Annotated in this window: 17 protein-coding genes and 1 pseudogene; 12 read left to right on the top strand and 6 right to left on the bottom strand. The window is 70.1% G+C overall.

The window, feature by feature from the left end:
• Window positions 1-162 precede the first annotated feature (162 nt).
• From serA to BCD49_RS26685, 3 genes are all read left to right on the top strand, one after another.
• Window positions 163-1,359, top strand: a complete 1,197-nt coding sequence (gene serA / locus BCD49_RS26675; protein WP_007507871.1) for a phosphoglycerate dehydrogenase — start codon at window positions 163-165, stop codon at window positions 1,357-1,359.
• Window positions 1,356-2,822: an FAD-binding oxidoreductase gene (locus BCD49_RS26680; RefSeq protein WP_007507869.1), complete on the top strand. Its 1,467-nt coding sequence runs from the start codon at window positions 1,356-1,358 to the stop codon at window positions 2,820-2,822. The genes serA and BCD49_RS26680 overlap by 4 nt, the downstream gene beginning before the upstream one ends.
• A gap of 204 nt (window positions 2,823-3,026) precedes the next feature.
• On the top strand, window positions 3,027-3,629 hold the full coding sequence (locus tag BCD49_RS26685) for a VC0807 family protein (protein WP_035925485.1): 603 nt from the start codon (window positions 3,027-3,029) through the stop codon (window positions 3,627-3,629).
• A 120-nt stretch (window positions 3,630-3,749) separates the two neighbouring features.
• Here BCD49_RS26685 and BCD49_RS26690 read toward each other — a convergent pair whose 3' ends face one another.
• Window positions 3,750-4,925, bottom strand: a complete 1,176-nt coding sequence (locus tag BCD49_RS26690) for a hypothetical protein (protein ID WP_071042026.1) — start codon at window positions 4,923-4,925, stop codon at window positions 3,750-3,752.
• A 389-nt stretch (window positions 4,926-5,314) separates the two neighbouring features.
• Between BCD49_RS26690 and BCD49_RS26695 the strand changes: the two genes are divergently transcribed.
• Entirely contained in the window at window positions 5,315-5,602 is a 288-nt protein-coding gene (locus BCD49_RS26695; RefSeq protein ID WP_007507862.1) for a DUF1330 domain-containing protein, read from the top strand.
• Between the two features lie 226 nt (window positions 5,603-5,828).
• A complete protein-coding gene (locus tag BCD49_RS26700; protein WP_007507861.1) occupies window positions 5,829-6,656 on the top strand; it encodes a phytanoyl-CoA dioxygenase family protein in 828 nt (275 codons plus the stop codon).
• A gap of 62 nt (window positions 6,657-6,718) precedes the next feature.
• On the opposite strand, the gene BCD49_RS26705 is transcribed toward BCD49_RS26700, so the two are convergent.
• The gene (locus tag BCD49_RS26705; protein WP_027141153.1) at window positions 6,719-7,417 is read right to left on the bottom strand and encodes an SDR family oxidoreductase; all 699 of its coding nucleotides are present in this window, start codon (window positions 7,415-7,417) and stop codon (window positions 6,719-6,721) included.
• Between the two features lie 91 nt (window positions 7,418-7,508).
• On the opposite strand from BCD49_RS26705, the gene BCD49_RS26710 reads away from it, so the two are divergent.
• The gene (locus BCD49_RS26710; RefSeq protein ID WP_035930554.1) at window positions 7,509-8,450 is read left to right on the top strand and encodes an AraC family transcriptional regulator; all 942 of its coding nucleotides are present in this window, start codon (window positions 7,509-7,511) and stop codon (window positions 8,448-8,450) included.
• Window positions 8,451-8,640: 190 nt separating this feature from the next.
• On the opposite strand, the gene BCD49_RS26715 is transcribed toward BCD49_RS26710, so the two are convergent.
• Window positions 8,641-9,534 carry a class I SAM-dependent methyltransferase gene (locus BCD49_RS26715; protein WP_071042027.1) on the bottom strand — a complete coding sequence of 298 codons (894 nt, stop codon included), beginning with the start codon at window positions 9,532-9,534 and terminating at the stop codon, window positions 8,641-8,643.
• A 1,200-nt stretch (window positions 9,535-10,734) separates the two neighbouring features.
• Here BCD49_RS26715 and BCD49_RS26720 point away from each other — a divergent pair.
• Both BCD49_RS26720 and BCD49_RS26725 read left to right on the top strand, forming a co-directional pair.
• Entirely contained in the window at window positions 10,735-11,160 is a 426-nt protein-coding gene (locus tag BCD49_RS26720) for an Hsp20/alpha crystallin family protein (protein ID WP_007507854.1), read from the top strand.
• 84 nt (window positions 11,161-11,244) lie between these two features.
• A complete protein-coding gene (locus tag BCD49_RS26725) occupies window positions 11,245-11,598 on the top strand; it encodes a MerR family transcriptional regulator (RefSeq protein ID WP_007507853.1) in 354 nt (117 codons plus the stop codon).
• Between the two features lie 63 nt (window positions 11,599-11,661).
• On the opposite strand, the pseudogene BCD49_RS46500 reads toward BCD49_RS26725, so the two are convergent.
• Window positions 11,662-11,754, bottom strand: a pseudogene (locus BCD49_RS46500) (SDR family oxidoreductase); the annotation flags it as partial.
• Window positions 11,755-12,181: 427 nt separating this feature from the next.
• On the opposite strand from BCD49_RS46500, the gene BCD49_RS26730 reads away from it, so the two are divergent.
• Together BCD49_RS26730 and BCD49_RS26735 are read left to right on the top strand one after the other, a co-directional pair.
• A complete protein-coding gene (locus BCD49_RS26730; protein ID WP_007507851.1) occupies window positions 12,182-13,900 on the top strand; it encodes a hypothetical protein in 1,719 nt (572 codons plus the stop codon).
• A gap of 8 nt (window positions 13,901-13,908) precedes the next feature.
• Window positions 13,909-14,775: a hypothetical protein gene (locus tag BCD49_RS26735; protein ID WP_007507850.1), complete on the top strand. Its 867-nt coding sequence runs from the start codon at window positions 13,909-13,911 to the stop codon at window positions 14,773-14,775.
• A gap of 133 nt (window positions 14,776-14,908) precedes the next feature.
• On the opposite strand, the gene BCD49_RS26740 is transcribed toward BCD49_RS26735, so the two are convergent.
• A complete protein-coding gene (locus BCD49_RS26740) occupies window positions 14,909-15,478 on the bottom strand; it encodes a dihydrofolate reductase family protein (RefSeq protein WP_027141155.1) in 570 nt (189 codons plus the stop codon).
• 337 nt (window positions 15,479-15,815) lie between these two features.
• Between BCD49_RS26740 and BCD49_RS26745 the strand changes: the two genes are divergently transcribed.
• Together BCD49_RS26745 and BCD49_RS26750 are read left to right on the top strand one after the other, a co-directional pair.
• Window positions 15,816-16,172, top strand: coding sequence for an ArsR/SmtB family transcription factor (locus BCD49_RS26745; RefSeq protein ID WP_027141156.1), 357 nt, complete (start codon window positions 15,816-15,818; stop codon window positions 16,170-16,172).
• A gap of 18 nt (window positions 16,173-16,190) precedes the next feature.
• Entirely contained in the window at window positions 16,191-16,757 is a 567-nt protein-coding gene (locus BCD49_RS26750) for an SRPBCC family protein (RefSeq protein ID WP_007507847.1), read from the top strand.
• A 26-nt stretch (window positions 16,758-16,783) separates the two neighbouring features.
• Here BCD49_RS26750 and BCD49_RS26755 read toward each other — a convergent pair whose 3' ends face one another.
• Window positions 16,784-17,503 (bottom strand): SDR family NAD(P)-dependent oxidoreductase, encoded by a 720-nt coding sequence (locus BCD49_RS26755; RefSeq protein WP_007507846.1) that lies wholly within the window; start codon window positions 17,501-17,503, stop codon window positions 16,784-16,786.
• Between the last annotated feature and the right edge of the window lie 56 nt (window positions 17,504-17,559).

Genomic DNA, 17,559 nt, shown 5'->3' on the forward strand with positions numbered 1-17,559 from the left:
CGTGGTCGTACCCGCGCGGGCCTGACCGCACGGGCGTGACCGCAGGAACGAAACGGTATGCGCCGACGGCTGGCCATGATCATCCGACGTGCCCCGCCGAGGACCGGCCGCCGGCTTCGTAGACTGCGGGAGACCTGTCACCGGCTGATGAGGGCCCCTGCCGTGCGTGCGCTGCTGCTAGAGAACGTCCACCCGGACGCCGCGACGATCCTCGAGGCCGCCGGCGCGGAGGTCGAGACGATCGACCGGGCGCTCGACCATCGGGCGCTGGTCGCGGCCCTGGCGGGCGTGCAGCTGTTGGGGATCAGGTCGAAGACCGAGGTCACCGAGGCGGTGTTCGACGAGGCGCCGGACCTGCTCGCCATCGGCGCGTTCTGCATCGGTACCAACCAGGTGGATCTCGGCGCCGCGCGCGAGCGAGGCGTCGCCGTGTTCAACGCTCCTTTCTCCAACACCCGCAGCGTGGTCGAGCTCGCGCTCGCGGAGATCATCGCGCTGACGCGGCGGTTGACCCCCAAGAACACCGCCATGCATGCGGGCGTGTGGGACAAGTCGGCCGAGGCGGCCCACGAGGTCCGCGGCCGGCGCCTCGGCATCGTCGGCTACGGCAACATCGGCGCGCAGCTGTCGGTGCTGGCCGAGGCGCTCGGCATGAGCGTGTACTTCTACGACACCGCCGACAAGCTGGCGCTCGGCAATGCCCGCCGCTGCGCCAGCCTCGACGACCTGCTGGCGGTCGCGGACGTCGTGACCCTGCACGTGGACGGACGCGCCGGCAACAGCGGGATGTTCGGCGCCGAGCAGTTCGCCCGCATGCGGCCTGGCAGCCTCTTCCTCAACCTCTCGCGCGGCTTCGTCGTGGACCATGGCGCACTGCGCACGCAGGTGGAGAGCGGGCGGCTGGCCGGCGCGGCGATCGACGTCTTCCCGCATGAGCCGGCCGGGCGCGGCGACGAGTTCCGCTCCGAGCTGCGAGACCTGCCGAACGTGATCCTCACGCCGCACATCGCCGGCTCGACCGAGGAGGCCCAGCAGGACATCGGCCGCTACGTCGCGGGCAAGCTGCGGGACTACCAGCTCGACGGCGGCACGGCCATGAGCGTCAACCTGCCGCACCTCTCGCTGCCGCCGCGGCCGGGCGGGCGCCGGATCGCCCATCTGCATCGCAACGTGCCGGGCGTGCTCGCGAAGATCAACAGCCTGCTCGCCGAGCACAAGGTCAACATCGACGGCCAGCTCCTCGACACCCGTGGCGAGTACGGGTATGTCCTGACCGACATCGCCGTCGACTACCCGGCGGCCGTACTCGGCTCGCTGGCCGCGATGCCAGAGACCGTCCGGGTAAGGCTGCTGGGATGAGCGCGCCGACCAGCGGGCTGACGCCGGCTGGTGGCGTGGCGGCAACCTCCGACGCGGCGATCCCCGACGGGAAGCCGGGTTCCGACTGGGCGTCGACGCCGGCCTCGGCCCTGGCGGCGGAGCTGCGCGCCGCGGTCGGTGCCGCCCATCTGCTCACCGACGCCTCCGTCGTCGCCTCCTTCGAGTCCGACTGGACCGGTCGGTTCCACGGCCGCGCTCGTTGCGTGGTCCGGCCCGCCGACACGACCGAGGTGGCCGAGGTGATGGCCGCCGCGGCGCGGGCGAAGGTGCCCGTCTGCGTCCAGGGCGGCAACACCGGGCTGGTCGGCGGGAGTGTGCCCGTCGACGGCGCGATCCTGCTCAGCACGGCCCGGTTGACGGCTCTCGAACCGGTGGAGTCGGTCTCCGGCCAGGTCACCGTGGGTGCGGGCGTCACCCTGGCCGCACTGCAACGGCACGTCCGCGCCGAGGGCTACGACTTCGGGGTCGATTTCGCGGCGCGGGACTCGGCCACCCTCGGCGGTCTGGTCGCCACCAACGCTGGCGGCGAGCGGGTGCTGCGTTACGGCACGACCCGGGCGCAGGTGCTCGGGATCGAGGCGGTACTCGCCAACGGTTCGATCATCAGCCGTCTCAGTGGGCTCCCGAAGGACAACACGGGCTATCACGCGATGTCGCTGCTCACCGGCAGCGAAGGCACGCTGGGGATCATCACCCGGCTTCGCCTGCGGCTCGTTCCCCTCCTGACCGACCGGGCGGTGGCCCTGGTCGCCGTGGACGACATCGCCGCCGCGCTGTCGCTCGTCCGGTCGGTGCGCAACCGGATGCCGTCGCTGGAGGCCGCCGAGCTGTTCTTCGCCGACGGCCTCGCGCTGGTCCGCGACAAGACCGGCCTCTCGGCCCCGTTCGCCGAGACCTACCCGGCCTACCTGGTCCTCGAGTGCGCCGGCCGGACCGACCCGACCGAGGACCTGCTCGAGGCGCTGGCGGACAGCGATGCCGTCAGGGATGCGACCGTCGCCTCCGACACGCGCGGCCGGCACCTGCTGTGGGCCTACCGCGAGGCGCACACCGAGTCGATCAACGCCGCCGGTGTCCCGGTGAAGCTCGACGTGGCGGTGCCGCTGACGGCGCTGGCCGAGACGGTGGCTTCGCTTCCGGCGACGATATCGGCGGCCTGCCCGACCGCGCGGCCGATCCTGTTCGGGCACATCAACGAGGGAAACCTGCACGTCAACGTGCTCGACGCGACCAGCGAGGCCGAGGCCGTGACGGACGCGGTGCTGCGGCTCGTCGCGGCGCACGGCGGGAGCATCAGCGCCGAGCACGGCGTCGGTCGGGCCAAGCGCGCGTGGCTGGGGCTGTCCCGGTCACCTCAGGAGATCGCGATGATGCGCGCGGTCAAGCGCGGACTCGACCCTGACGGGCTGCTCAACCCGGGCGTCCTGCTCGATCCAGCCTGACACGGTCGGGACGGCCCCAGCCACGGCGGCTCAGGGGGACCAGCGTATGGTTGGCGCGACAGTGGATCGCTGGCGCAGCGTCGACCCGTTGGAGACATGATTTTTCTAGCGGAGCGAGCTCCAGTCCTCCACGGCCCGGCCGCCCCTGAGACGGGACCCGGCGAGGCGGCAGCGCAGGCGGACGCCCGGCTTCCCAAGCCCACGATGATCGCCAGACACGGGCTGCCTCATCTCATCGAGGCGACGGTCGTACCCGCGGTCCTTTTTCTTGTCGTCCTGCACTTCTTCAACTTCACCTTGGCGGCGTTGGCCGCGTTGGTGTGGGAGTACGCCGCGGTGAGCCGGCGGGTGGCCACCAAGCGGCGCATCCCGGCGCTGCTGGTGCTGTCCTCGGTCGGGCTGACCGTGCGCACCGTGGTAGCGGTCATAAGCGGCAGCGCCTTCGTCTACTTTCTTCAGCCTGTCATCGTCGCCGGAATCGTGGGACTGATGTTCCTGCTGTCCGCTCTCTCCCCGCGGCCCCTCGTTCACCGGCTGGCGCGCGACTTCTGCCCGCTGCCTCCCGGCGTGACGGCCCGGCCCGGCGTGCGCAGGCTGTTCCTCGGGCTCACCCTCCTGTGGGCGGCGGTGAACCTCGGGAACTCCGCCTTCACGTACTGGTTGTTGACATCCCAGACGACCGAGGTCTTCGTCGCGGTCCGCGGGATCACCGGCACCGCCCTGCCCGTCGCGGCCACGTTGGTCACCGTCGCCTGGTCGTGGCGGGTCGCTGGCCGAGAAGGTCTCCGGGCGGCCCGCGCGGCCTGACGTCTGACGTCTGACGGAGGCTGCCCCGCGGGTAAGCCCCGCCGGCCGGCGGCCGATGCGCATCGGGTCGGCCCGGTCGCACGGCGGCGACCGGGCCGACCCGACGGCGGCGAGATCCGATCAGCTCCAGGGAATCCAGGCGGTCCGCACGTGGCCGTTGCCGTGGCTGTCGCTGGGCTGGAAGTAGGAAAACATCAGCTTACTGGACGTGCTCGACTCCGGATGGCCGATGTAGGCCCGGCACAAACCTCCGTCGCCGGTGGTGCTGTTACACGGGACGGCCGCGGTGAATCTCGGCGTAAACGGCCCGGTTGGGCTGCTCGACGAGAACACCGTGATGTTCCCGCCGATATCGTCCTGCTCGATCGCGACGAACGGGGACCCGGAGAACGCTGGATAGCGGTGGACATCGAAGCTGGCCGGAGTGATCGGAGTGAAGCCACCGGAGGTGGCGGCCAGTGTGCTGAAGGTGTAGTTACGGGGGTCCAGCCAGCGATGACCACCGCTCCGATTGCTCGCGTTGTACGCCGCGAACGGTGTACTACCCAACGTGACCTTCGCGACCTGGGCGGTCCCAGCGGAGCAGTCACCGAAGACGGAGCTGGTGCACAGACCGGTGTAGAAGTACAGCGAGCCGTTGTAGACCACCGGTGAGCCCAGGGTGCGGTTGTCCGCCAGCGGGCTGCCGGTGAAGATCCCGTTGCCGCCGACCGGGCTGTCGTTGCTGAAGGTGTTCGTCGTGTAGTCGTAGTCGACGATACGGAACGCGAGCGGCCTCGTGTTGCTTCCGTCCAGGCACATCAGCACGTACGGAATGATGAGAAGCGGATTCGGCGAGGACGTCGGGATCGACGCTGTTCCGCTGGCCCAGGCGGCGAGGGTACCGCCGCAGGAGAACCCCGACKGGTTCGGGATGAACTGGACCACGTTGTTGCCCGAGGCGTCCGTGAAATCGCCGAACAGCGACTGGTTCGGCGCGGTGAAGGCCTGCGCGGTACCCGCGGTCGTCCCCCAGACCCGCTGGCCGGTCGGGCTGACCGCGGTGTCACAGAACAGCCACAGCACGCCGATCGTGTTCGCCTGCGGGACACCGGTGAACCCGCAGTCCCGGGAGATCTCGTAGCCCTTGTTCACCTCGAGCGAGGACACGACCTGGCCGATGTCATTGACGGCCCGGGTGGCCGCCGCCGCCGGCGCGGCGGCGCCCACGGTGTACGCCAGAATGACCGATAATGCTGCGCTGATCATAGATAAGATGGAGCCGATAAACTGTCGGCGCGGGCGCACTGCACGCATGGTGCGTCTCCTCGACGGTCGACCGCGACGCGAAAGCGCCGCGCGGGGCTGGACGCCCACCTCGATGGCACTGGTTGCGAAGACAATCGATGGAGCAAGCTCCCGATGATTGACGCGACAAGTTCCCGCAAGGTCAGGCGTCGCGCCTTCCATAATTGGAGGTCGTCGCATCGAAAATGGGGCACGCCGTTCGTCGTGGACCTTAGCATGCCCACCCCTGCGCAATCTATCGAAGCCGATCAACCTCCGCCTCGACAAGGCGGTCGGACAATCTCGGATGACAAACCCGAGGTCAGCGGACCGGAAGGTTTGCCGTCAAGATCTCCATCTTCCGTCACGATCGGCCGAGCTGAGCCCGTTCACCTCCCGGCCTCGGGCACGATGGCGTCATGACTGCCTACTGGATCAGCGTGTACAAGGAGATCGTCGACGAGGGCAAGGTCGCGGCGTACGCCGAGCTGGCCGGTCCGGCCCTGCGTGCCGCCGGCGGCACCTTCGTCGCCCGCGGCCTTCCCGAGTTGACCTACGAGGCCGGGGAGAAGACCCGCACCGTGCTCATCGCCTTCGACTCGGTCGAGGCCGCCCGGGCCGCGCATGACAGCGCCGCCTACCAGGAAGCCCTCGCCGCCCTCGACGGCGGCGCCGTTCGTGACCTGCGCATCGTGCCCGGCCTGTAGGGCCTCGTCGCATCTGGTGTCTCCCCCGACGTGCGCGCGCACGGATGGCGAACCGACGCCTGGCCGGAGTTGTTCGGGCGCGTCCTGACGGTGACGGTGCCGCGGCCGATGAGTGCGCCCTCGCTCCTCGGCCCGGTGCCGCGTCCGCCTGCTCGCCTGCTGGCCGCAGGCGCCGCCGGGGAGATGTCCTACGGTCCTACGGGAGCGACGGAAGACGGAGGACACCATGGGTCACCTGGACAGCGCCGGTCGCTACCTCATCGACGACGAGGACCGTCGCCGGTTCGCGCGCGACGGGTTCGTCCACCTGGCCGGCGTGCTCACCGACGGCGAGGTCGCCGAGATCGAGGTCACCTACGACCGGTTCCTTCGCCGCGAGATCGACGTCGAGGGCAAGGACTTCTGCGACATGGCCGGCGACTATGGACGGGACCCGTCGGAGTACTCGATCGTGAACGTGATGCTGCCCCGTCGGTACTTTCCCGGCTGGCAGGGCAACGTGTACGAGCGGCGGACCGCGGACATCGCCCGGCAGCTCTGCGGCGACGGGATGACGATCGACTACGACCAGCTCCTCGCCAAGCAGCCGCACAAGACCGACGCCGTGTTCGCCTGGCACCAGGACATGGCCTACTGGCCAGCGACCGAGGACCGCCGCACGGCCACGTTCTGGCTCGCCGTCGACGACTCGACCATCGACAACGGCTGCATGCGGTTCGTCCCGGCCACCACCCACGAGACGCACCTGCGGCCACATGCCCCCGTGTACGGCGGGCGCGGCGAGTCCCATGCCCTGGGCACCGAGCTGCGGCCCGACGACGAGGTGATGGTCAGGCCGATCGCGCGCGGCGACTGCACCGTGCACAACGAGCGGGTGATGCATGGCTCGGGCGGCAACCACACCGACGGATTCCGCCGGGCCTACATCCTCGCCTACCGCTCCGAGGCCACCGTGAACATCGAACGGCAGCTCGGCTTCACCCACAGCCACAACGACAAGGCCGACGTCCTCAACGCGGTCGGCGTCGCGGGCGAGACCAACCGAGACGCCTGAGGCCAGGTCACCACGGGACACCGGACGCCGGAAACCGGACGCCGGACCGCGATGCGACGGCCCTAGACCAGTGCGTACACCTCGGCGGGGTCGGCGCCGAGCGCCGCCTTGGCATCGACGGACTCCTGGTCCGCGAGCACCTCCAGCGCGCCGGCCTGGAGGCCGTCGAGTGCCGCCCGCACGACGTCGGCGGGGTCGTTCTTGGGGATGTCCCAGCCGGCCATCATGTCGGTGTCCGTCGAGCTCAGGAAAAGGCCGGTGACGAGGGTGCCCTGCGCCGCGAGCTCCAGGCGCACGCCGTTGGTCAGGCTCCAGGCCGCCGCCTTCGACGCGGCGTAGGCATTGGCGCCGTCGTACGAGAGCCAGGCTAGGCGTGACAGCACGTTGAGGATCGCGCCGCCGCCACCTGCCGCGAGGATCGGCGCGAAGGCGCGGACCATCGCGAGCGGCCCGTAGAAGTTGGTGTCGAGCTCCTGGCGGATACGCGCGAGGTCGCCGGTGACGAGGTTCGTGGCGGTCGAGACGCCGGCGTTGTTGACGAGGAGCGTGACGTCGGGGGCAGCCGCGGCGACGGCGGCGACCGACGCCGGGTCGGTGACGTCCAGGCGCAGGACATGCGCCTCGGGCACGTCGACCGTCTCGGGGACGCGGGCGGTCGCGTAGACCTTGGCCGCCCCGCGCTCCAGGAGCTGCAGCGCGAACTGGCGGCCGAGGCCGCGGTTGGCGCCGGTGATCAGAGCGGTGCTTCCAGTGATATCCACGACGGTCACGCTAAGCGGGCTGGATGCGGCTGTGGATGCGTATCAGCGTCAGATCCATATCAGCCTGCGTCAGACCAGTATGCTTCATGGCATCGACATCCTCTCCGAGATGCTTGCGGTATCCGGTGTCCGCGGGGTCCTCGGCGCCCGGATCGAGGCTGGCGCCGACTGGGGCTGGTGGGCGGCGCCCAGCGCCGGCGCGGCGTTCCACGCCGTCACGGCGGGCACCGCCTGGCTGGCCCGGCGCGGTGAGCCAGCGCGTCAGCTCCTGCCGGGCGACGTGCTGCTGCTCCCCCGCGGCACGGAACATGCCCTGGGCAGCGACCCCGCGGCGGTGGCACGCGCGGCGGCCGGCCGGCCCGACGGCTACGAGCAGACGGGACCGGGGACGGTCCGCATCGGCGCCGGCCCGGTCCGGACCCATGTCCTGTGCGCGCACTACGAGCACGACCCGGCGTCGTCGAGCCAGCCCTTCGCGCTGCTTCCCGAGGTCGTGCACATCGGCGCACAGGCCGGCGGGTCCGGGCTGGAGGACACCGTCCAGCTACTCGGGCACGAGCTGGCCCGGTCGGGGCAGGTCGCGACGGCGCTGGTGCTGGACCGTCTCGTCGACATCCTGCTCGTCCAGCTGCTGCGGGCATGGCTCGCCGGCGATCCCGAAGGCACGCAGCCCTCGGTGCTGGGCGCGTTGCACGACCCGCTGGTCGGCGCCGCGGTCACCGCGTTGCACCGCGACCCGGCCCGCGCCTGGACCACCGAGGCGCTCGCCCGCGAGGTGGCGGTGTCACGCGCGACGCTCACCCGGCGCTTCCGGGCGGTGACCGGTGACACGCCCGGGGCCTACCTGACCCGGTGGCGGCTCGACCTCGCGGCCCGGCGCCTGCGGGACGGCGACGAGGGCCTCGAGGCGGTCGCGCACTCGGTCGGCTACACGTCCGTCTACGCGTTCAGCCGTGCCTTCCGCCGCGCCCGCGCCATGCCGCCGGGCCACTATCGCGTCGCGGCGCGGCAGGGCCAGCGCAGCCAGGCCTGACGCCGTACGCGGCGACCGCGGCGACCGCGGCCGCCGCGCCCACCCGGAGCGCGGCCCCATCAGTGCCGCTTCCGTCAGGGCCTGCCCGGGTCCGAGACCGCGGATCGGCCCAGCCTCCCGACGGGATGTCCCGTCAGCGGTTCCGGCCCGTCGGGAGGCTGAGTGACTCATATCTCAGGGCACGGCTTTCTCAGGGCACGGCAACCTTCTCGAACGGCACCGCCTGACCATGGTCCATGTCCCGGTCCAGATCACTCGGCTTGCGTAGGACCACCAGGCGGTATCGGACCGCGCCGAGGGCCGAGAGCAGAAAGAGAAGGAGCGTGGAGCGGATCGGGACATGTCCACGGCCGGTGACGGCGCGAGCGATGCCGGTCGAGAGCAGATAGAGGTAGGTGGGCAGGGTGAGTTTGGTGACGTCCTCGTTCCGTTCGAGCACGAGCCCGGCCTTGTCGGCCATTGCCTGATAGTCGCCGTCCGACCACTTCGATTGCCGGCCGTATCCCTTGGCGACCTGGTCCTCGAGCCAGCGGCTGACAGCGCTGTCAGCGCCGTCCGGGTCACCGTTGTCCGCGGGCACGAAGTCGGACAGGGAAATCCGCCCGCCGGGCTTCAGGACCCGCTGCGCCTCCCTGAGGAAGGTGAGCCGGGACGGGAAATGAAAGATGCACTCGACCGCGAGAACCGCATCGAACGCGGCGGAGGGCAGCGGGAGCGCGCAGCCGTCCGCACAGATGAACTGGGTCCGGGTGGACTGGGCCCGGGTGGACTGGGCCCGGGTGAGCTGCCGATGATCGATGTTCACACCGACCAGTCGCGCCGCCGGCAACCGTTCCGACAATCGCCCCAGCGTTCCCCCGAAGCCGCAGCCGACATCCAGGACGGCCATGCCATCGGAGATCAGCGCCCCGCCAGCGACCGTGTCATCGAGCCGCTCCTGGGCGGCGACGACATTCCGCCCTCGAATTCTTGTACCGCRCAGCCGTGGCCACAGCCCCCAGTGTATGTGCCGCGAGAAGGCATCCGCCGTCCGATCACCTTGGTCATGGGTATCGAGAAGTACGTCTATATAGGGCAGTTCCACATCCACACCATATACTGAGGTTTGGCATCGAGCAAAATGCCGCGGACAGGCCCGGCAAAATATCTGCCCGGCTACCTGACGTTACCGTAGATGGCGAGTTCGATTGGCCGCGGAACGGCCGACCTAGTATTTAGGACGCTCCCGCCGCGACCGGCTCGCGTATCTACGAAAAAATTGACGCCTCCTCGCGCAGGAAACCGCCGATGCGCCGACGGCTGGATTACAGGGCCGTCGGCGCGGCGATAGACCGACCGCCGGATCGTCGCGTCCGAGACGGCGGTAGCTGGTCAGCGGGCGTCGATCGGCGAGCAGCAGTTGCCGGCCCGCACGATCCTGGCACTTCGACCGCCGACCAACCGTCCGGCATCCCGTCTGAAACGGTCCGCTCGTCGCATGTACTTTGTCTAACACAGACAGCCCGGATCTTTTACCCTCGATCGGGTGTAATCTCGCGATCGGATTTGGTATAGAATTCGCCGCGGGTACGGTTCAGCCCAAGGCAGGATGCCGACCGGCGGTGTCGTTCCTGGTCCGTAAATTCCGGAGCAGGGCGTGGCAGCGCGTGCACTCGGGCGCCGTCGACCCGGAACCGCTCCCCACCCTCACCGGCGTCCGTGCGGCACGGCGTTGGTCACGAGCTCGCTGGTCAGCAGCAGGACCAGGTCGGCCAGCTCGTCATCGACCCCCAGCCGGCGCAGGACCGGGCCGAGGCGAACCCTCGCCTGGCCCGGGCATATGAGGCACCACCCGAGCCTGTCTGGCCGGTCGACCGGGTGGCGCGGAGGTCGAGTCCATAGCGCGGTGGTGGCGGCGACGGTGCCAGGTGTGAGGGTCGGGTGGGCGTCGGGGTCGGGTGGCCGTGGGGGTGATGTCGACGGGCGGCGCTTGAAATCTGCTCTGGCTGATGCATAATTTGTGGCACGGGTGGGGTAGATAGTCGACCGAGAGGAACCACGCGGGAGGTCAGGAGGTGAGGACGATGGCGGTGCTCCTCCCGACAGCTCGAGGCGGCGACTGGCGGCCGCCATGCGCGAGGGAACTGCGCACCATCCGAAGGCGTGCGCGGCGTCGGCCCGGAGTCCGGCGCGCGACGCGGCCGTGACATCCCGTCCGGCCGCCACTGCCTACACCCGTCGCGACCCGCGGCGGTTCGCAAGATCAGAGATCCATTGTTCGTCATGTGGTTGGAGGTTTGTAGCAATGCTGCTGCGATTCGATCCGTTCCATGACTTCGACCGTCTGGCCAGCGAGGCGCTCGGAGCGGCCCGGACGCCGCGGATGATGCCCATGGACTGCTACCGGTCCGGCGACGCGTACTTCCTGCACTTCGACCTGCCGGGTGTCGACCCGGACTCGGTCGACGTCACCGCGGAGAACGGCACCCTGACCGTCCGCGCAAGCCGGAGCCGGCTGGCTCCCGAAGACGCCCAGTACCTGATCTCGGAACGAGGCACGGGCACCTACAACCGGCAGATCATCCTCGGCGACGGGCTGAGCCTGGACAACATCGCCGCGCATTACCGCGACGGCGTGTTGACCGTGATGATCCCGGTCGCCGAACACGCCAAGCCCCGGCGCATCGAGATCGGCCGCGACACGACCGACCACAAGGTCCTCGAGCCATGACGGCGCGCCCCAGACAGACCGCATGACGGTCGGCGGCCGGTGGGCTGACAGCCCACCGGCCGCTGGGCGTAGGAGGGGTGGCATATGACTCGGCACGGCAAAATCGACGACACCAGCTACCCGGCCTTCAGCATGGGTGCGGCCGCCGACCTGATCGGCGTCGAACCCTCCTTCCTACGCGCGCTCGGCCAGGAAGGACTGCTGAGTCCGCACCGTTCCGACGGCGGGCACCGGCGCTACTCCCGCGCCGACCTCGATCTGGCCGTCCGCGCTCGGGCGGTCGTCGACGAGGGCCTCACCGTCGCCGCCGCCTGCAGGATCGTGCTGCTCGAGCACCAGCTCGCCCAGACCCGCGCCGAACTCACCGCACTACGACGCCACAGCAAGCGCCCCGAGAACGGCACCCCACCGCCGCCCACCGGACCCGATCAGAGCTGACAGGGAGCCGACACCCCGGTCAGTACGCGGATGTGGGTCGCGAAGCGTGGACGAGAAGATCCTTCAGGGCCGGCGCAGGGCGCCGGAGTCCAGGCGCGATCCCGCCTGAGGACCCATCTGGAGCATGCCGCCGTCGACGGCTTGCAAGCTGCCGGTCGGGTCATGCGAGCAGGTTTTCGAGGTCGCCGTGGTCGAGACGGTGACAGGCTGGCATCGCGCCGAGTTCACACACGGCCAGCACCCGCTCGGGATCGGCGGCGTGCACGCGGCGCAGTCGGCGACGCCTTCGCCCGCGTTGATCGCGCGGTGTAGTTCGGCAAGCTCTGGCATCCCACGGGAGCCCACACGGAGCCGTGAATGCTCGGCATCCGAGCCGGCGAGGCGACCACCAGACCGGACACCGAACTGGCACACTCGACCCCGGTCGAGACCGGGTTTCACCTTCAGGCTCGGCCGGCAATCGTTGTCGCGCACGGAAAGCCGTCCGCTCATCCCAGGATCCTTACCTTCTCCGCGCATCCCCCTGTCCGGATGTCGTCGGCGCCGCCATCACCGTCATGGCGACAAGGAAAGCAGGTCGATCTTGATCGATTACTGGACACATACGGCATATCTCGATGTCTATGGGCAAATTCTTGCCGGCGGGGCGGGACCGCCGGAACTGCGGGACCGGCTCCTTACCGCGATCAAGTCCGATCCAGGGTCGGCGACGCTCGGGGCCCTGGTCGACCACCTGGTCTGGCACGCTGACGACGACGCGGAGCTCGGCCTGGTCAGGCAGGCATCCGACCTCTGGTCGCGGGCATTGACGATCTACGGCCAGGTTTCGGCGGCCCGCGACGACGTCGAGGCGGCACTGCTCTCGCCAGGAGACCCGGCCTCCCCGGCACGCTTCAATCAGGCAACCGCACAGCTCGTCGCGCTGAAGAACGGCCTGGGGACCTTGCAGGCCCAGATCACGGCGCTGCACGCGGCGCTCGCGCCGATACCGCACCTGCGTCGTCCGCACCCGCGCCAGGAGTCCCGGGACATCGCTTCCTGGCCTTTCGCGGATCGGTTCCTGGCCCGCCGCACCGCCGCCTTCCTACAGAAGCTGCTCTCCGGGGCGACGGACGACGGATCCACCGCGTTCGCCGCCGGCGCGGTCTCCTCCTACCTCGGCAACGCCGCCGGGTCGGCCTACCTGGGAGCCGTGGTCGGCGGGCCGCGCCGCCTGCACCGGGTACGGGACCGGCTGGCCAGGAACACGGTCGGGGCCTGGATCTCGGTCAACCGGGGGCAGCCCTCGCTCACCGAACTGGCCGAGCTCGTCTCGCTCGGCGCCGAACGCGGCGCCGAGACGATCCCTGGGCCCACCCGCCAGTGTCTGGAAGCGGCGCTCGCGGCGGCATACCCGGGCCTGCCGCCCGCGGGGGACCTCGATACCGGTCTGCGGCGGATGGCCGAGCACCTTCGCCTGCTCGACACGTTCGGGCTGCCTCCACTGCCGAGGCCGCTGCCGCCGGCGCTGGCCGCGACCCTCACCCTGGTCCCCGGCAGCCCGGGCGGCGGGGTGAAGGTGCAGTCCTACGGCGACGACCCCAACGGGCCAACCAGCTCGACCACCACGCCGACCACCAGTGACAAGCAGACCGCCGCGGGGAACATCTGCCTGGCGATCCTCGTGCTCCTGGTGGCGTTGCTGGTAGCCGGCCTCATCATCTGCATCGGGCTGCTGGCGGAGGAGGGCAAGTGCACCCCCGAACGTGTCTGGGAAAAGCTCACCGGCGGCGGTGGGCATCCGCCCCAGGTGGCGGTGACGGCCCAGACCCTGGTGACCGTCGCCCAGAACGGCGCCGGCGCCGAGCTGGTCCGGGAGTTCGCCAAGGCACAGGGAGCGCTCTTCCAGGGGCTCCTGCAGGCGCGGACCTTCCTCGCCACGATCGGACTGATCTACCCGACCGGCGGCCAGCTAGGCACACCGTTGTTCGCGCAGTTCACCTCCACCCCGAGCACCGCGCAGAACGGCTGGCCTCGCCGGTCGCCTCCCGACGAGTTCGACTCCTACATCTACGCGCCGACGAGCCCGGTGGAACAGCCGTCCTCGTCGGCGCCGCTGCCTCCTGGTAAGGACCCCGGCTATCTGCTCGACGCCGTCCCCAGCTGGATCAAGGAGCTGACCCACGACATCTTCGGTGAGCCACCCAGCATCGATCTGGACGCCGATCGTGGTCTGCTCCACCGTTGTTGGGACGTGGCACCCGGTACTCGCATCGACGACCAGCCGCTGTCGGTCCACCTACTCGGTTTCCACGAGATCTGAGGGATGACGTGCCGGAACACGAGAACATTGACGAAGCCAAGCCCTGGCTGGTGATTCCCTATTTCGCCGGCGACCTCGGCCGGCAGGGAATCGAACGGGCCCCTCTGCCCCCGCCGGCCCTCGGATGGCTGTGCGAAGGCATCCGGGTCAACGGCGGTCCCTTGCGGGTGTACAACCCGGGCGAGCCGACGACCGTCACCGTGGACGTCCGCAACTACGGCGGCGGCGCCGCGGAAACGCTGGCCACAGTGACCGTGTGGTGGACGGACCCGACGGCGGGCTTCAGCTCGGCCAAGTGGTTCGGCGAGGAGATGGCGCTCGTCGCGTCGAAGGGCGGGAGCGCGACGGCGACCGTCACCGGGGTGATCCCGGTGACGGCTCCGGCCCACGTGTGCCTGCTCGCGAGCGTGGAGGCGGCGTTCGACGACAACCTGCCCGCCACCATCGCGCCCGGCGTCGACCGGCACTGGGCCCAGCTGAACATCGACGCGGTGAAGGCTCCGGGCGGGGCCTTCAGGACGCCCTTCGCCATCGGCAACCCCGGATACACGCGGATCCGTACGCACGTCAGCGCGCGGCTGCTGTCCCCGGAAAGGTCAGTGGCCGCAGCCAAGACCCTGGGGGTGGCGCCCTTCCACCCGAAGACGGTCGAGCTGAAACTGTCGGCGCGACGCGGCGAGGCCCGTCTGGAACACCTGGACGGCGCGGTCGCGGTCGATCTCGCCCCAGGACGCTCCGCCACGCTGGAACTCGCCGGCCACCTAAGTCCGCCGCCCGAGCCGGGCACAGCCGCGCTGATCGAGATCGTGCAGTACGCACCGCACGATCCGGACACGGTCGTCGGATCCCTGGCCGTGGCCGTGACCGGCGGCTGATCCCGGCCGGCGCGCGGCCAGGGGGCAGGCCGGTCTTCCGCGTCCGCGACGTCCCTCAGCCTCGTCCGCGGGCGCTGTCGCACGGGTCGATGTCGCGGAGTTGCCAGGCCCGCGTGTCCAGGGCAGCCGACCTTCAGTCCGTGACTCGACTGGGCTGGTACCGCAGAGCGACCGCCCCCGACCGGAACTCCTGGCGCTCGACGAGCTTCAGCTCGAGCCGCTCGCTCAGGCCGGCGAACAACGTCGGGCCGTGACCCGCCACGACGGGCTGCACGACGAACTCGTACTCATCGATCAATCCCAGATCCGCCAAGGCCAGCGGGAGGGTCACGCCTCCCACGAACAGGCCCGTGCCAGGCTCCCGCTTGAGCTGCGCGACGGCTTTCCCCAGGTCACCCCGCACGAGCTCGGCGTTCCAATCGACCCGGTCCAGGGTGCCCGACACGACGTACTTCTTCGCCCCGTCGATCGTCTGGGCGAAGGGGACCATCCAATCGGCCATCCAGTCAGGCCACGTTCCCGCCGCCGGCCGCCGCCACGCCTCCTCCATCATCTCGTAGGTCACCCGGCCGAAGAGAAGCGCATCGGCCCGTTCCAGACTCGCGGCCCAATAGCGATGCGACTCCTCGTCCGGGGTCATCCCCACCCGGTGGTCGCAGCAGCCGTCGAGGGTGACGTTGATCGAATATCGGAGCGGTCTCATCGGTTGCTCTCCCTTGCTGCGGTCACAGGCATCTGGCGGACCGTAATCAGACCGGCGCCGCCGCCATTTCTCATCGGTCCCTCGTTCGGAACCGCTCGGAGGGCGCGTGCCTTCGAGGCCGAGCCCCGCGACCTTGTTGAACGGTGAGTCCTGCTCGGCGAAGCTCGCGACGCCGCCGGCGACGTGGATCACGAAGCCGGCGGTGTCGGCCCGTCCGCGGCGGGCGGCGCCCGCCGCGGACGGGCCGCGGGTTCGGTCACGGTGCACCTGAAGTCGGCCGCCCGTGACACGCTTATATCTCTTGCTAGGCATATAACCTTCGGGGTATGTTCAGGGCGTGGAGGCAGTGTTCTCGATCGTCGCGGAGCCCAGCCGGCGGCGCATCCTCGACGCGCTACGGACCGGCGAGCGGTCGGTCGGGGACCTCGTCGCCGCACTGGGCATGAGCCAGCCCGCGACGTCGAAACAGCTGCGGGTCCTGCGTGACGCCGGCCTCGTATCCAGCCGGATCGACGCGCAGCGCCGGGTCTACCGGATCGAGCCGGCACCCCTGCGCGCCCTCGACGACTGGCTCGCCCCCTACCGCGCCCTGTGGGCCGACAGCCTCGACGCCCTCGAACGTCACCTGGACGAGGCGGCCCAAGCCGAAAACCAGGACGGCCCGCACCGAGACACCACGGCCAACGGCCACTGAGCACTCAGGGAGGACCGCATGGCGACGACCACCGACCGGCTGGGAACGCTCGAACGCGTCGGAGACCGCGCCCGGCTGCGCTACGAACGGCTGCTGCGCCACCCCCGCGAGCGGGTATGGCGCGCACTGACCGACCCGGAGGACCTGCGAGCCTGGTTCCCCACCGGCATCGTCGGCGACCGGGCGACCGGCGCCGCACTGACGTTCCCGTTCCCCGACCAGGACCTCCCCGCCATGACCGGCGAGATGCTGCGGTTCGAGCCGCCAGCGGTACTGGAGCTGCGCTGGGGTCCGGACGACATCCTGCGCTTCGAGCTCGCCACCGCCGCCGACGACGCCGGCGGCACCGGCTGGTGCGCGCTGACGCTCGTCGCCGAGTTCACCCCGCTGGGCAAGGCCGCCCGAGACGGCGCCGGCTGGCACGAATGCCTCGACCTGCTCGCCACCCACCTCGCCGGCGGCGAGCCCTGGGCACCGGGCCAGCGCTGGGCCCCCATCGCCGCCCGCTACCGCGCCGCGTTCGGCCCCGAAGCCTCCGAGCTCGGACCGCCTGACGGCTGGAAGGAACCCACCGAACCGCGCTGACGGCACACCCATCCGGAAGCCGCAGGTCAGCCTGCGAGCATCCTCTCGAGGCCCAGCGGGTCGGTGAGGTAGACCGAGCCCGCGCCGGCAGCGGCGTCATCGGGCCAGATCACCGTCTGCCCGGCGGCGACGCCGGCGACGATCCGTTCCGCGACCACTCGCGGCGGCGCCTTGACGGCATCGACCCCGGCGAGCATGTCCGTGTCGATACCGCCGGGGTAGGCGCCGACGACCTCGACGCCAGTGCCGCGTAGTTCCGCCCGCAGGGACTGGGTGATCGAATGCGCGGCCGCCTTCGACGCGCAGTAGCCCGCCATTCCAGCCACCGGCGCGAGCGCGATCAAGGTCAGTACGTTGACGATCGCGCCCGGCGCGTTCTCGGTCAGGACGGGCACGAAGGCCTGGCTCACCCGCAGCAGTCCGATCTGGTTGGTCAGCACGTCACGCTGAAACAGGTCCAGATCACCGTCGAGGGCCCCGCCGAATCCGAGAACTCCGGCGTTGTTGATCAGCAGGGTGACATCGGTCGCGGCCTTGGCCGCGGCGTCCACGCTCGAGGAGTCGGTGACATCCAGCGCCAGGACGTTGACCCGCGGGTCGGTGCTCACAGCCGACGTGATGGCGCGGGGGTCCCGCGCGGTGGCGTAGACCTTGCTCGCGCCCGCGTCGAGGAGCTCGCCGACCAGACGAGCGCCGAGGCCCCGGCTCGCGCCGGTCACCAGGGCAATGCTGCCGTTGACGTTCATGTGTCGCCTTCCGGTTGCGATCTGGAACAGATCAACCGTATGGCGCGCAAGGTGAG

The sequence above is a fragment of the Pseudofrankia sp. EUN1h genome, from assembly GCF_001854645.1.
In the GTDB taxonomy this organism is placed as follows: domain Bacteria; phylum Actinomycetota; class Actinomycetes; order Frankiales; family Frankiaceae; genus Pseudofrankia; species Pseudofrankia saprophytica.